A 14,151-nucleotide genomic window follows, 5' to 3' on the forward strand; every position below is an offset into this window, starting at 1 on the left:
GCCTCTCCGGGGGCGATGATTTCGCCCATTTTGCCCGGGTTGAGGTGCGGGGTGGCTGTCGGTGCCGGGTGTGTCTGGGATTTCCGCGGTGAACGGTCCGCGGGCCGGTCGCCGGTGCGGGTCCGGATGAGCGGGTCGCCCGGCCCCTGCCCGCGGGCCTGGCCCGAGGCACATGTCGACGCCGGAGGCCGGAGAACGGCTCAGTCGGCCCACACCCGCACCAGGCAGCGGCCGGCGTGCGGTGGGGGCGGGTCGGTGAACGAGGTCCTGCCGTGCAGGACGGCCGTGTTGTCCACCAGCAGCAGATCACCGCGGCGCAGCCGCACGCGCAGGGCCATGCGCGGATCCGCCAGGATCTCGTCAACGGCGTCCAGAGCGGCAACCTGGGCGGTGGACAGCGGGGTTCCGTGCTCCTGCTGGCCGCGGGTGATCCAGTATCGGTTGTACTGCACGATCAGGCGGCCGGCGCCGCGCCGGAAGACGGGGTAGGTGCGCTCGAAGCCCGGCCCCCGGCCGAAGTGGAACTCCCGGTAGAGATCAGGCAGGACATCCGGCCGGGACCTGAGCAGCACGTTGTGTACGGCGTGGCCGCTGACCAGCACCGACTCGCCGCCGTGGCGCGCCGGGCGGACGCACAGCATGCCCAGCAGCCGTGGAGGTCCGGGGAACCTCGCCCGGTCGGTGTGCAGGGCGAGATCTCCCTCGGGGCCGTGTGCGCGTGCCGGGGGTGCGGTGGCGGGGGCCGCGGCCGTCACCAGACTGTCGCCCGGGTGGTCCGGGTCCACGGGGCGCGCGTCGCCCAGCGGAGCCATGAACCGCCGGCACGCCTCGACGCACTTGTCGTCGGTCAACCCATCGAGGCCGAGGCCGCGTACCACCGCCAGCCCGGGACCGTCATGCAGACACCGCGCGGCCCGGGCCACCGGACCGGCACCGTCCCGGCCTGGCTGCGGAGGGTACGCAGGGATGAGCCAGTCCCGTTCCTTCAGCGTCGCGCCCTGCCACGCGGAGGGTCCCGCGACCGCGACCGGCGTGTCCATCCGTGGTCTCCTTCCGGTCTTTCGGACCTCGCGTGCCGGCAGAACGGACCGGACATGCGTCAGGGCGCAGTCACGCGATCTCCCAACGCCGGGCGGCGAGGAAGGCGGCCACGGCACGGTCGACGCGCTGCTCGTCGGCTCCGGTGGCCACCAGGACGCCGAGGAAGTCGCGGTCGGAGTGATAAAGAGGGTGCTCCTCGCCGATCTCGCGCAACGGTCGGTAGGCCAGCCGCACCCCCTCCCGTTCGCATTCCGTCGCCGCGGGCGCCGCCTTGAGGATTCCGCCGCGTCCGGCGCTCACGTACTCGATGCGCAGTCGGCGAGGTGACCTGACGCCGAGGTCGGCGGGGAGCCGCTCACCCAGGTGGGTACGCAGGACATGCTCGAAAAGCGGAATGCCCAGTGCGTCGGCGAGGTCCAGATCGCCCCGAGAGCCAATGGTGCGGTAGTTGACCTCGATGATGCGGATACGGTCGCCTTGGACGACGTACTCGGTGTGGCAAGCACCGAAGGCGACGCCGAGCGCCCGCAGCCGGTCGACGACCTGCTCGGCGTGCGGCCGCGACGGCGCGGGCAGCAGGTCCGACCGGCGCAGGGTGAAGTACGGCAGCGGCGCGAGCGTGTCGCGGAAGGAGCCGAGGACGTGCAGGGTGTGCCCGTCGCCCAGTGTCTCCAGGGTGTGCAACGGCCCCGGTAGATACTCCTCGGCCACCAAGGGCAGGCCCGGGCGCCGTGAGCGAACCTTTCGGCAGTGCCGGACCAGTTGTTCCCGGTCGTGGACGAGCGCGGAGTCCTCGCCGGCCACTCCCTCCCGGGGCTTCACCACGCAGGGGTAGTGCGGTGGTTCGCCTCCGTCCCACGCGTGTGTCAGCTCGGTGCTCCACACCCTCTCCGCCCCCGCCTCGGCCAGAGCGCGGCGCAGGAGCGCCTTGTTCTTGGTCCGCAGCGCGGCCCTCCAGTCCTTGCCCGGCAGGCCGAACCAGTCGGCGGTCAACGCCACTTGGACCTGGAGATGGTCGGAGTTGGTGAACACGGCCTCCGGCCGCCGGTCCCGTGCCGAAATCCCGGCGATCACCTCGCGGAAGTCCCGCACTTGACAGTCGACGATGTCGAGCCGGGGCCAGGAGGGCCCACCGCAGTGCGCATAGGCCCGCCGGTGCGCGTCCGGAGCATCGGTGAGCAGTGTGACATCCAGCCCCAGCCGGGCGGCGGCGGGCAGGTAACCCTCGGTGACGGAATCGGTGGGAGGGAGCGCCACGAGATACAGCACAGGGCAGACGGTAATGCAGAGAGAGGTTATGTCAATGCCGGTCACAGCACGGGCAGTTGGCCCGACGAGTGGGCGGCGCGCCTTGCATCCCTCCGAGGCCCGCCAGGCTGCCGACCGGGGACAGGACCGTAACCTGCACCCCGGCGCGCCGTTAATCGCCCTGTATGAGCAGCCGATCATCCGGCTTCTGTGTTCCCCCCAAGGAGACTTCATGTCCGTACGGTCCTGGTTCGGCGCCACGATGCTCGCCGCCGTCACTGTCCTGGCAGGCACGCAAGCGGCCTCGGCGCACGGGGAGCACGGTTCTCACGAACGTCACGGGACGCGCATCACCACCACGCAGGCAGGCGCCGATGTGTTCCCGCCGAGTATCGGGGTCCGGGCCTACCTGCACGACGTCAACGACGGCAGTCCCCTGGCGGACAAGCGCGTCGACTTCACCACCCCGGGGGGCGCGGAGATCTGCCGCGCCTACACCAACGCCGAAGGCGAGGCCGCGTGCACCGGCCCTCTCCGTCTGGGCACGTCCAGCGTCGGTACGCTGACCAATGGCTATGTCGCCACCTTCCGAGGCGACGACCACTACACGTCGTCCCACGCCTTCGGGACGGCGGGCATCCTGGTGCGTCCCTGACACCGGCGTTTCGCGGTGGTTCGCCGGGATGAACATCCGGGCGAACCACCGGGCCGCCCCGTACCGCCGTCACTCGGGGCGGCCCGTCAGCGCAGGTAGGTGCGCTGCCACTCGACCGACGACATCGTCTGCGCGGCGTCGGCGAGGCTGATGGCAGAGGCTGTCTTGAGCTTGGCCCGGGTGCTGTCGACCCACTCGCGGGCGTTGCTGTATCCCTGCTCCAGGTATTCGAGCCCCTGGATCATGCACTCCAGCTTGTCCGCGTCACGGGCGACCATGACCTCAATCGAATCGCCGTTCTCGTACTCGTCGACGACGGCCTGAATTCCTGCCGCTACCGCCGGATGCGCGTCCGCGACCTGATCGGCGGTGACGTCCTCGTTCTTGGCGGCCGTGAGATAGCGCCGGCCGATCCAGGGGATGTCTCCGACCCGGGTCTCCTGAGTGTCGTGGAAGGTGCACAGAAGGGCGACCTTCGCGGGGTCGGCACCCTCCATCATCGCGAGGACGGAACCGACCACGGCGGTACGGAAACTGTGCTCGGCGATCGTCTCTGGGTCCTTGACCCCGGCGATCCACCACCCTGATCGCTTCGCCCTCTTGAGAGCGCCCATTTCCATGAGGTAGCCGACGGAACCTTTGGCGTGCCGGTCGTCGGTCATGCGACTTGTCCTCTCCACGCGATGATGGGGCGCTCAGTCTCAACCACGTCCTCAAGCCCTCCTTGCCCCGGTCGGCCACAGGACACGAACGGGAACACCGGTGCGTCGTGCGTAGGCGACCACATCGGGCGGTTCCGCCGTAGCCGCGAGCCGGCTGTCCGTCCCCCACCGCACAGAGCCTGTCCCCCGCCCTGCGACGTACCCTCGTGACATGAGCAACGCTGGCGAGAACGTGAAGACCGTTCGTAAGCGTAGGGGCTTGTCGCAAAGGGAGTTGGCCGCCGCATCGGGGGTTTCGCTCTCGACCATTCGGAAGCTTGAACAAGGCGATCGTGAAGGGGCACGGTTGGAGACGCTGCGGATGCTCGCCGTCGCGCTCCGTGTACCGACCATGCTCCTGGCCGCAGGACCGCACGAGGAAGACCCGAGCACAGCGACCGTGGATCGGTGGGCCGAAGTCCGGAACGCCATTGAACGACCGCCGCTGACGGTTTGGGCGGACGACGAACCACCCACGGTCGCGGGAGTGCGCAACGCCGCCCAGGAGATCTCGCCACTGTTCTCGAGTGACGAGTACGACGCCCTGTCCGTGCTGTTGCCACGATTGCTCCAGGAAGCCGAGGCACTGGGGCCGGAGGGCAGGGCCGTCCGAGTGCGGCTCTTGCAGCTCGCAGGGTGGCTCATGGTCCAGACACGCCAGTTCACTGCCGCTGAGACGGCTTTGGAGCGCGCTCTGGACGATGCGGCAGACCGCATGGAGGCTGCTGCCACGATCAACACACAATGCTGGCTTCTCCTGCGCCAAGGCGAGTTGAGCAAGGCGTACGACTTGGCCGTGAAGTGGGCGGACGAGACAGAGCCCAAAATCTCCCGTGCGACTCCGGCGGAGCTGAGCACGTGGGGGTGGATGCTCCTTCGGGTATCCGCCGCAGCCGTCCGCAACTCCCAGCCGGGGGATGCCGCCGACGCTCTCAGGTTCGCCAAAGCGGCCGCCGTCGCGCTCGGCAGGGAACACTCCCCGGAGAACGACTTCCTGAGGACGTTCGGGCCCACCACGGTGGCTCTCAAGAGGGCGGAGAACGCGAGCGTCGCGGACAGGCCGGACCTGGTCCTGAGGCTGGCCGAGGCAATCCCCGCAACGGGGCTCAAGCCGACGTCCAACAATCGCAACCGTCACCTTTTGGATGTCGCCGACGCATACGCCAAGACAGGCCAGTACACGGAAGCGTTCGACAAGCTCGGGCAGATCAACAACGACAGTCCGGAGTGGCTGCCGAACCAGCGGTACGCTCGCGTGATCCTCGAACGGGTGGTCAAGGGGCGCCGCACCTTGACGGCCGAGATGCGGACCATGGCCGACGTGGTGGGCCTCCCGTTCTGAACGATCACTCAGGGCACTTCCGTCCGGCGGATAGCCGAAGTGCCACAGACAACCGCCGCTCCGCTTCCCAGGTTGGCCCGCAAGCCAGGAAGAAAGGGCAGGCGAGGCACGATGACAAGCGAAGCACGGGCACAACTGACCCGATTGATCGCCACAAACGGAACCGACGGCGTGCTCGTGGTGAAGCGAAGCCCGGGGCCCGGCTTCTCCACCGGGTCCATGGCGTACCCTCCGTGCCGGTGCACTCAACACCGCACTGACACGGGCCTCCCGGACACCAGCATCCGGCACCGTCCAGGCGTCGACGTTCACGAGCCCCAGCCCCACAGCGAAGCACCGGAGCCGACACGCCAGGAGGTGCACCCGTGCTGATCATTCCCACCCACCCTTGGGCCGTCGTCTCCGTGCCTCACAGCAGTGGGCCCGGCGTGCCCAATCCGCCGAAGGCGTCTCGGGCTTCCGTCCGGTGAGTACCCACGAGCGCCCCGGCCTGGCCGAGCTGGGGCGCGCCCCTCACGGCCGCCGGTGCCCTTTCGGCCGAGTGGGCAGCCGCGTTCGCCGCCGTGCCCCGGGCCGCGTTTCTGCCCGATCTCATGTGGCCGTACGACATGGGCGCCGGGCGGAGCATTGCCGTCAGCAGGGCCGACGACCCCGAAGCGTGGCAGGGGTTCGCGGACGCCGATGTCCCCGTGGTCACGCAGTGGGACGACGGAGAGCACTCCGGAACGGCGCCCGGCAGGGTCTCCACCAGCTCGGCGCCCATGCCGAGCGTCGTGTTCTCCATGCTCCGTGATCTCGATGTCCGGCCGGGACACCGGGTGTTGGAAGTCGGTACCGGCACGGGCTGGAACGCCGCGCTGCTGGCTCACCGGACCGGTGCGCGGAACATCGTCACGGTGGAAGTGGACGTGAGCGTGGCGGCCGCCGCGCGGGCGGCACTCGTACGGTTCGGGACGCCTGCCCGGGTTGTCCACGGCGACGGGTTCCAGGGGTTTCCCGAAGGGGCCCCGTACGACAGGATCATCGCGACGTGCGGTCTCCGGTCCATTCCGTTCGCGTGGGTGGAGCAGTGCCGGCCCGGCGGGGTGATCACGGCACCGTGGGGGATGCACTTCGGCAACTCCGACGCGGTGGCCCGCCTGGTCGTCTCGCAGGAAGGGGACCGCGCCACCGGGAAGTTCACCGGGCCCGTGGAGTTCATGAAGCTCCGGGCGCAGCGCCTTCCGCCCGTGGTGCACGACGAGTACGTCACGGGCAGTGTGGCCGATGGCGAGGAGTCGGCCGGCGACATCGCGGAATCCGCTTTCGTGGGCGGGCGGTTCGATGCCCAGCAGTTCGCGCTGGGGCTCCGCGTGCCGGATTGTGTGCGTGTGGTGGCGGACAAGCGCGACGGTGCGCGGCCCGTCTGGTTCTACGGACTCACCGACCGCTCATGGGCGTGCGTGCTGTTCCGTGACGGGGACACCGCGCGCGTCTGGCAGTCCGGTCCCCGCCGGCTCTGGGACGAAGCCCGCGCCGCCCACCGCTGGTGGATCGGCCACGGCGCACCCGATCACTCCCGCTTCGGCCTCACGGTGACCGCCGGCGGACAGCGAGTGTGGCTCGACGGGCCAGGCGGGGCCTGGGCCTTGGGATGACGGGGTCTTCCGTACACTCCTCCCCCGGAGCCTCCCGCCCCCGCCCCACGTGGTTGAAGAGCAGGTTCAGGGCCACCGCCGAGATGCAGCCCGCGCTCACGCCCGAGTTCAGGATGATCTTCAGGGTCTCGGGGATCCCTGCGCCGTCGTAGAACTTGTCGGAGATCACGGGGATCAGCCCGACGCCCAGCGACGTCGCCGCGACCAGCAGGTTGTCGCCCCGGTCCAGGCCCGCCTTGAGCAGGACGTTGACGCCGCTGGCCGCCACGCTGCCGAAGAGGACGATGCCCGCGCCGCCGAGGACCGGGCGGGGTACGACGGCGATGAGGGAGGCGAAGACCGGGCTCAGGCCCAGGAGTACGAACATCAGCCCGCAGGCCGCGACGACGAAGCGGCTGCGGACGCGGGTGATCGCGACGAGGCCGATGTTCTGGGCGAAGGCGCTGTTGGCGAAGCCGTTGAAGAGGGGGCTGACGGCGGTGCCGAGCGTGTCGGCGCGCAGGCCGCGCGCGATGACCTTCTCGTCCGCCTCGCGGCCGACGACCTCGCCGAGGGCGAGCATGTCGGCGGTGCTCTCGGTCATGCAGACCAGCATGAGCACGCACATCGACACGATCGCGGAGATCGCGAAGTGCGGGGCGCCGAAGTGGAAGGGGCTGGGGAAGCCGACGAGCCGGGCGTGCTCGGCGGGGGTGAAGTCGACGGCGCCGACCGGGATGGCGATCAGGGTGCCGACGGCCAGGCCGAGGAGGATGGCGATCTGCTGGAGGAAGCCGCGCAGCAGCCTGCGCAGCCCGAGGACGACGGCGAGTGTCGCCCCGGCCAGCCCGAGGTCGGTGAGCGAGGCGGGATGGTCCCGGTTGCCGTCCTGGATCCAGGTGAAGGCGACCGGCAACAGCGTGATGCCGATCAGGGTGATGACGGTGCCGCTGACGACGGGCGGGAAGAAGCGGACGAGCCGGCAGAAGTAGGGGGCGAGGACGAAGCCGAGGACGCCGGCCACGATCACGGCACCGTAGATGACCGGCAGCGCGTCCCCCTTGTGGGGCTGGGCGTTGGCGACGGCGACCATGGGGGCGACGCCCGCGAAGGAGACGCCGTTGACGAAGGGCAGCCGGGCCCCGACCTTCCAGAAGCCGATCGTCTGGAGCAGGGTCGCGATGCCGGCGGTGAAGAGCGCGGCACTCACCAGGAAGGTGATCTGGAGCGGGGAGAGCCCGAGGTTCGCGCCCAGGACAAGGGGTGGCGCGACCACGCCCGCGTAGCTCGCGGCGACGTGCTGGAAGCCGCCTGCCAGCAGCCTCCCCGGTGGCAGGAGCCGGTCCACCGGGTGGACATCGCCGCTGTCGCCGCCCGCTGCGGCCGGCTCGGTGCTTCGCTCGGTGAACCTGGGCACTGCGGCCACGGCGGTTCCTCCTGTCGATTTTCGTGTCGCCGATGTGACACGGCTTCAGGGAGGCGGCGTTGCGAGGGTGTACGTGAGGGGGTGGTGGTGCGAAGTGGGTACGGACCGGGGCGCCGTCGTGCGGGCGCCCCGGTCCGCCGCCCGTGGGACCCGGAGGTCCGACGGGCCCGGCCGAGGGCCGTCCCCCTCCGCCGGGTCTCGGGCCGGTCCGCGCCGGACCGGCGTCAGAGCGGGGGGTCAGTCTCCTGCGGCGATGCGTGCCAGGCGGCGGGAGGCGTCGCGGGCGCCACGGGCGATGGCGTCCTCGTCGACGGTGGTCAGCCTGCCGTCCTCGACGACCGGCCGGCCGTTGATCAGGGACAGGGTCACGGGGGCGGCGGCGCCGAGCACCAGGGCCGCGACGGGGTCGGCGATGGTCGAGTGCCCGAGTCCGTCGAGCTTCCAGAGCACGAGGTCGGCGAGCTTGCCCGGCTCCAGGGAGCCGATCTCGGCCGCGCGGCCGAGGACTTGGGCCCCGCCGTACGTCCCCATCCGCAGCACCTGACGCACATTCAGCGCGTCGGCGCCGCCCGCGAGCCGGTGGATCAGCAGGGCGTTGCGGAGTTCGGTGTGCAGTTCCCCGGACTCGTTGGAGGCGGTGCCGTCGACGCCGAGGCCCACGGGGACGCCGGCCCGCAGCAGGTCGGGGACGCGGGCGGTGCCGGCCGCGATCCGGGCGTTGGAGGAGGGGCAGTGGCCCACGCCCGTGCCGGTGCGGGCGAAGGCCGCGATGTCGGTGTCGTTCATGTGGATGCAGTGGGCCATCCACACGTCGTCGCCGAGCCAGCCGGTGGACTCGAAGTAGTCGGTGGGTCCCATGCCGAACAGTTCCTTGCAGAACTGCTCCTCCTCGACGGTCTCCGAGCCGTGGGTGTGCAGGCGCACGCCCTTGCGGCGGGCCAGCACGGCCGCCTCGCGGAGGAGTTCGGTGGAGACGGAGAAGGGCGAGCAGGGGGCGACGCCGATCCGCAGCATCGAGTCGAAGGCCGGGTCGTGGTAGGTGTCGATGGCCTCCTCGGTCGCGATCAGCGCGGCCTCGGTGGTCTCGACCGCGAAGTCGGGGGGCAGGCCGCCGTCGGACTTCCCGCGGTCCATCGAGCCTCGGGTCGGGCTGAACCGCACGCCCATCTCGCGCGCGGCCCGGATCTCGGCACCGAGGAGGTCGCCGGAGCCGCGGGGGAAGACGTAGTGGTGGTCCATGGCGGTGGTGACACCGCCCCGGACCATCATCGCGAGGGAGCCCTGCGCGGCGGCGTACACCATCTCTTCGTCGATCCGGGCCCAGGTGGGGTAGAGGGCGACGAGCCAGTCGAAGAGCGGGGAGTCCTGGGCGAGGCCGCGGGTGAGCCACTGGTAGAAGTGGTGATGGGTGTTGACGAGGCCGGGAGTGACGAGGTGTCCGGTGCCGTCGACGCGGCGGACGACTCCGGTCAGGCCCTCGGGCGCCGGCCCGGGGCCCACGGACTCGATCCGCTTCCCGGCGACGACGACGTGGCCGCTGGGGTGTTCCGTGTCCTGGGCGTCGACAGTGGCGACGGCGCAGTTCTCGATGACGGTCCGCTCGGGTGCGTGCGGTGCTTGCGGTGGTGCGGCCACGGTGATGATCCCTCGCAGTCGGGTCACGGGAGGTTCGTCAGGTCCACCGGTATGGCGGGCTCGGCGCCCTCGCGCAGGACGGTGGCCTCGATGAGGCCGTACGGGCGGTCGGCCGCGAAGTAGACCTCGTTGTCGTTCTTGAGGCCGAACGGTTCGAGATCCGCCAGGAAGTGGTGCTTGTTCGGGAGCGAGAGGCGGATCTCGTCGATCTCGGGGCGGCGGTCGATGACCCGCGAGCCCATCCGGAAGAGCGTCTGTTGCAGGGAGTAGGAGTACGTGTCGGCGAACGCGGTCAGCAGGTGCTCCCGGGTGGCCCGGTAACTGCCGTTCCAGTCCGGGTGTCTGGCCGTGTCGTCGAACCGGGCGTGCCGCCACCGGGCGTGGACCTGGGTGGCCAGGATCCGGTCGTGGGTCTCCTGGAGTGTGGTGTAGCGGTCCTTGACGAAGCCGTGGAACTCGGAGTCGGTGGTGTTGAGCACCACGAGGTCCTTGAGCCCGGATATCACCTGCCACGTGCGCCCGTCGAAGGTGACCTGCGCGGTGCGTGTCTCCTGGTTCGCGCGGACGAAGGAGTGCTGCCGCTCCCCCGGGGTGGCTATGCGCTCCCAGGCGTACTCCTCCAGCCTGATGCGCGCGGTCCTGACGGCCGGCTGGCTGACGACGAAGTGCCGGGCCAGGTGGACGCCGAACGCCTCGGCCGAGGCTATGCCGCGCTCCTTGGCGAAGGCGAACACGGTGTTCTTGGTGGTGTCCGTCGTCAGGACGCGGGAGTTGGAACCCGAGAGGTGGACGTCTTCCATGTCCCCGGAGAGCGCGACCGAGACGTTGAGGTCCTTCAGGTGGTGGGTGGCACCGTCGCGGGTGACCTTCAGGACGCGGGTCTCGGCTTTGCCGTACTGGTTCTGGCCAAGGATGGGCATTGCGGTCGCTAGCTCCCTCGGTAAACGGAATAGCCGAACGGGTTGAGCAGCAGCGGTACGTGATAGTGCTCGCCCGGGGTGACGGCGAAGGCGATCGCCACCTCGGGGAAGAAGGCCGGGTCCCCGGCCCGCTCGCGGTGAGGTGAGAGGGAGAGATAGGGCTCGACGGCGAAGAACAGTCTTGCCTGAATGGTGCCCGCGGGGAGCGCGGGGAAGTCCTTGCAGCGGCCGTCGGCGTCGGTGGTCGAGTTGCCGGCCGGTTCCCAGGGGCCGTCGGCCTTCTCCCGTACGGACAGCTCGACGGTGACGTCCCGGGCCGGGCGGCCGGCGGTGGTGTCCAGGACATGGGTGGAGACGGTCACGTGGGGTGTCCCGCCGCTCATGGTGGCGCTCCTCCGTCGTCGGGCTCCGGTGTCGCGGCCGCCTCCCGTGGTCCTTCCGCGAGGCGGGTCAGCCGGATGCGATTGATCTTGCCGAGTTCCGTCCGCACGATCTCGCGTTCGCGTTCCGGCGTGTTGTCGATCCGGTTACGGATCGCGTCGTACAGCTGTCCGGCGGTGAGGCCGGTGGCGCAGATGAGGAAGACGTGCCCGAACTTCTCCTGGTAGGCGAGGTTCCGCGCGAGCATCTCCGCCTGGAGGGCGGCGGGCGCGTCCGCCATGCCGCGCTGTTCGCGGGCGGACACGGCATCGCCCGGGGTGGGGCGTCCGATGGGCGGATGGCCGGTCATCGCCTCGGCGAGGTCGGCCGGGGTCAGGGCGGCCATGGCGGTGTCACTGGCGGCGCACAGGGCGGCGGTGTCCGGATAGGGCCGGTGGGCGAGCAGGGCGCTCGCCCAGGTCCGGCTGGCGCAGATCTCGCGGAGTGCGGTGCGGGCCGCGCTGTCCGCCACCGTGTTGAACCGGGTGAGCCCCGGCGTCGGACTCGAAGTCACGGGTGCCTCCGTGGCCGCTCGTCGGTGGGCGTGGAAGGGCTGCGCATAGCTAACGCCTCGAAGAACACGGCGTCAACAGTTTGTTGAATTCCGCGGCCCGCTATTCCGCCTGGCGCCCGTCGCTCCGGGCGGAGTTCTCCCGGTTGAGGTAGTTGTAGACGGTGAAGCGGCTCACACCCAGCGCCGACGCCACGGTCTCGACGCCGTGCCGCACGGAGAAGGCGCCGCGCGCCTCCAGGCCCCGTACGACCGACTGCTTGGTCTTGCGGTCGAGTTCGGACAGCGGCAGGCCGTGCCGGCGTTCGAGGTCGGCGAGGATGCGGTCGAGGGAGTCGGACAGGTGGGGCAGGCGTACGGCGACGACGGCGCGTCCTTCCCAGGACAGCAGCACGTCGTCGCCCAGGGCGCGGTCCGGGTCGATCATCTCGCCGCCCATGGCGTCGACGAGCGGCCGGACGGCGGCGCGGAAGGCGTCGTCCGCGGCGGTCACGAGCCATCCTCGCCGACCACGTTGAGCTGGAGGGACACCCGCGTCGCACCGGCGCGCAGCGACTCGCGGAGCACCTCGTCGACGGTGGCCAGCACCACCTCGGCGCGGCCCTCCGCGGCAGTGCCGAACGGGCCGACGTCCACGGCGTCGAGGTCGGCTCCCTGGAGGACCTCCCGGGCCGCCTCCGCGTGGGGCGGCGCCTCGTCGAGGTCGAAGGGCTCGGTCGTGAACTCCACTCGCAATCGCAGCATGCGCACACGGTAGCTCCGCGGCTCCCCTTGACAGCCCTTCCGGCCCGCATGCACGCTTCCGTTGAGCAGAATTCAAATTCCATCATACGGAAGTGAGGTCTTTCTCGTGGATCTCCCGGAGCCGCGCTTCGCTGTGAATCTGTCGATCCTCCTCACCGAACTCCCCCTCCTGGAGCGCCCCGCCGCAGCGGCCGCGGCCGGCTTCACGGCGGTCGAGCTGTGGTGGCCCTGGCCCGGCCGGCCCGTGCCGGAGAAACGCGAACTCGACGCGCTGCGCGGTGCGTTGACCGACGCGGGAACCCAGCTCGTCGGGCTGAACTTCTTCGCCGGGCAGCTGCCCGGCCCCGACCGGGGCGCGCTCTCCGTCCCCGGTGCGGCGTCCGACGCCTTCCGCGCGAACCTCGACGTCGCCGCCGGCTTCGCCGCGTCGCTGGGCTGTACGGCGCTCAACGCCCTCTACGGCAACCGCGTCCAGGGCGTCGACCCGCGGACGCAGGACGCGCTGGCCCTGGAGAACCTCGTGCGCGCGGCGCGCGCGGCGGACCGGGTGGGGGCGGTGCTGCTGATCGAGGCGCTCAACGCGGTGGAGTCACCGCTGTATCCCCTCACCGGCGCGGCGAGGACGGTCGAGCTGGTCGAGGCGGTGAACGCGGCGAGCGGCCTCGGCAACGCGCGGTTCCTGATGGACCTCTACCACCTGTCGATGGGCGGCGAGGACCTGCGCGCCGTGATCGACGACCACGCCGCGGTGACGGGCCACGTCCAGATCGCGGACGCCCCGGGACGCGGCGCGCCCGGCTCCGGAGCCCTCGATTTCCCCGAGCTGCTGGGGCACTTGGGGAAGGCGGGCTACGGCGGGTGGGTGGGTCTGGAGTACGTAGCACCGCGCGCCGACGCGTTCGGCTGGCTGGAGGACTTCCGCCAGGGCGGCGCGTGACTCCTGATCCCCCGCCCCGATCCCCGTCCCCATCACCATCACCATCGAAAGGACCCCCGATGCCCACCCCCCGGATCGCCTGGATAGGACTCGGGATCATGGGATCCCCCATGGCCGAGAACCTGCTCAAGGCCGGATACGCCGTCACCGGCCACACCCTGGAGCAGCACAAGCTCGACCGGCTCGCCGCCGCCGGAGGCACGCCCGCCGCCTCCGTCGCGGAAGCGGTCCGGGGTGCCGACATCGTCGTCACGATGCTCCCCGCCGACCCCCAGCTGGAGGCCGTCGCCCTCGGTGAGGACGGCGTGCTGGCCCACGCCGCGCCCGGCACGCTGCTGATCGACATGTCGACCGTCGCGCCGAGGACGTCCGTCGCCCTGGCCGAGGCCGCCGCCGCGCGGGACATCCGCGTGCTGGACGCGCCCGTGTCGGGCGGTGAGGCGGGTGCTGTCGAGGGAGTGCTCTCGATCATGGTCGGCGGGGAGCGCGCCGACTTCGACCGGGCCGCGCCGCTGTTCGGAGCGCTGGGCACCACGGTCGTCCACTGCGGGACGCACGGCTGTGGCCAGACCGTGAAGGCCGCCAACCAGCTCGTCGTCGCGGTCAACATCCAGGTCTGCGCGGAAGCGGTCGTCTTCCTGGAGAAGTCGGGCGTGGACCTCGGCGCGGCACTGGAGGTGCTGGGCGGGGGGCTCGCCGGGTCGGCGGTGCTGGAACGCAAGCGGCACAACTTCCTCGCCCACGACTTCGCTCCCGGCTTCCGTATCGACCTGCACCACAAGGACATGGGCATCGTCACCGAAGCGGCCCGCTCCGTCGGCGCCGCCCTCCCCCTCGGTGCCGTGGCCGCGACGCTGGTCGCCGCGGCGCGGGCGCAGGGCGACGGCGCCCTCGACCACTCCGCCCTGCTGCGCGGCGTCGAGCGGCTCTCGGGGGTGGCCTCATGAGCGAGCGG

General features: G+C 70.8%; 15 protein-coding genes. 5 read left to right on the forward strand and 10 right to left on the reverse strand.

The features are described from left to right. Positions 1–200 precede the first annotated feature (200 nt). Positions 201–1,040 (reverse strand): TauD/TfdA family dioxygenase, encoded by an 840-nt coding sequence (locus tag ACFY1P_RS10640; RefSeq protein ID WP_361522656.1) that lies wholly within the window; start codon positions 1,038–1,040, stop codon positions 201–203. 70 nt (positions 1,041–1,110) lie between these two features. After that, positions 1,111–2,310, reverse strand: a complete 1,200-nt coding sequence (locus ACFY1P_RS10645; RefSeq protein WP_390750425.1) for an acetyl-CoA carboxylase biotin carboxylase subunit family protein — start codon at positions 2,308–2,310, stop codon at positions 1,111–1,113. 211 nt (positions 2,311–2,521) lie between these two features. On the opposite strand from ACFY1P_RS10645, the gene ACFY1P_RS10650 reads away from it, so the two are divergent. Beyond that, entirely contained in the window at positions 2,522–2,944 is a 423-nt protein-coding gene (locus ACFY1P_RS10650) for a hypothetical protein (RefSeq protein ID WP_361522662.1), read from the forward strand. Positions 2,945–3,030: 86 nt separating this feature from the next. Here the strand turns inward: ACFY1P_RS10650 and ACFY1P_RS10655 are convergent, their stop codons facing one another. After that, positions 3,031–3,606, reverse strand: a complete 576-nt coding sequence (locus ACFY1P_RS10655) for an HD family hydrolase (protein ID WP_390750426.1) — start codon at positions 3,604–3,606, stop codon at positions 3,031–3,033. A gap of 211 nt (positions 3,607–3,817) precedes the next feature. Here ACFY1P_RS10655 and ACFY1P_RS10660 point away from each other — a divergent pair, with 211 nt between their 5' ends. Together ACFY1P_RS10660 and ACFY1P_RS10665 are read left to right on the forward strand one after the other, a co-directional pair. After that, on the forward strand, positions 3,818–4,987 hold the full coding sequence (locus tag ACFY1P_RS10660; RefSeq protein ID WP_390750427.1) for a helix-turn-helix domain-containing protein: 1,170 nt from the start codon (positions 3,818–3,820) through the stop codon (positions 4,985–4,987). A gap of 593 nt (positions 4,988–5,580) precedes the next feature. After that, positions 5,581–6,624, forward strand: a complete 1,044-nt coding sequence (locus tag ACFY1P_RS10665) for a methyltransferase domain-containing protein (RefSeq protein ID WP_390750428.1) — start codon at positions 5,581–5,583, stop codon at positions 6,622–6,624. Here the strand turns inward: ACFY1P_RS10665 and ACFY1P_RS10670 are convergent. From ACFY1P_RS10670 to ACFY1P_RS10700, 7 genes are all read right to left on the reverse strand, one after another. Next, complete coding sequence (locus tag ACFY1P_RS10670; RefSeq protein ID WP_390750429.1) at positions 6,557–8,029, reverse strand: nucleobase:cation symporter-2 family protein; 1,473 nt, start codon at positions 8,027–8,029, stop codon at positions 6,557–6,559. The two genes, ACFY1P_RS10665 and ACFY1P_RS10670, sit on opposite strands and share 68 nt — an antisense overlap. A 237-nt stretch (positions 8,030–8,266) precedes the next feature. Next, complete coding sequence (locus ACFY1P_RS10675; RefSeq protein ID WP_390750472.1) at positions 8,267–9,682, reverse strand: 8-oxoguanine deaminase; 1,416 nt, start codon at positions 9,680–9,682, stop codon at positions 8,267–8,269. 5 nt (positions 9,683–9,687) lie between these two features. Continuing rightward, positions 9,688–10,584 (reverse strand): factor-independent urate hydroxylase, encoded by an 897-nt coding sequence (pucL, locus tag ACFY1P_RS10680; protein WP_390750430.1) that lies wholly within the window; start codon positions 10,582–10,584, stop codon positions 9,688–9,690. Positions 10,585–10,592: 8 nt separating this feature from the next. Beyond that, positions 10,593–10,967: a hydroxyisourate hydrolase gene (uraH, locus tag ACFY1P_RS10685; RefSeq protein ID WP_361522676.1), complete on the reverse strand. Its 375-nt coding sequence runs from the start codon at positions 10,965–10,967 to the stop codon at positions 10,593–10,595. Then, positions 10,964–11,518, reverse strand: coding sequence for a 2-oxo-4-hydroxy-4-carboxy-5-ureidoimidazoline decarboxylase (uraD, locus tag ACFY1P_RS10690; RefSeq protein WP_390750431.1), 555 nt, complete (start codon positions 11,516–11,518; stop codon positions 10,964–10,966). The genes uraH and uraD overlap by 4 nt, the downstream gene beginning before the upstream one ends. Before the next feature lie 100 nt (positions 11,519–11,618). Then, positions 11,619–11,954 carry a helix-turn-helix domain-containing protein gene (locus ACFY1P_RS10695; protein ID WP_361522758.1) on the reverse strand — a complete coding sequence of 112 codons (336 nt, stop codon included), beginning with the start codon at positions 11,952–11,954 and terminating at the stop codon, positions 11,619–11,621. A gap of 50 nt (positions 11,955–12,004) precedes the next feature. After that, the gene (locus ACFY1P_RS10700; RefSeq protein WP_361522761.1) at positions 12,005–12,256 is read right to left on the reverse strand and encodes a hypothetical protein; all 252 of its coding nucleotides are present in this window, start codon (positions 12,254–12,256) and stop codon (positions 12,005–12,007) included. Positions 12,257–12,365: 109 nt separating this feature from the next. Between ACFY1P_RS10700 and ACFY1P_RS10705 the strand changes: the two genes are divergently transcribed. Together ACFY1P_RS10705 and ACFY1P_RS10710 are read left to right on the forward strand one after the other, a co-directional pair. Next, positions 12,366–13,196 carry a TIM barrel protein gene (locus tag ACFY1P_RS10705; protein WP_390750432.1) on the forward strand — a complete coding sequence of 277 codons (831 nt, stop codon included), beginning with the start codon at positions 12,366–12,368 and terminating at the stop codon, positions 13,194–13,196. A 59-nt stretch (positions 13,197–13,255) separates the two neighbouring features. After that, positions 13,256–14,143, forward strand: coding sequence for a 2-hydroxy-3-oxopropionate reductase (locus tag ACFY1P_RS10710; protein ID WP_361522685.1), 888 nt, complete (start codon positions 13,256–13,258; stop codon positions 14,141–14,143). Positions 14,144–14,151 lie beyond the last annotated feature (8 nt).

It is taken from the genome of Streptomyces sp. NPDC001407 (genome assembly GCF_042895325.1).
Classification (GTDB): domain Bacteria; phylum Actinomycetota; class Actinomycetes; order Streptomycetales; family Streptomycetaceae; genus Streptomyces.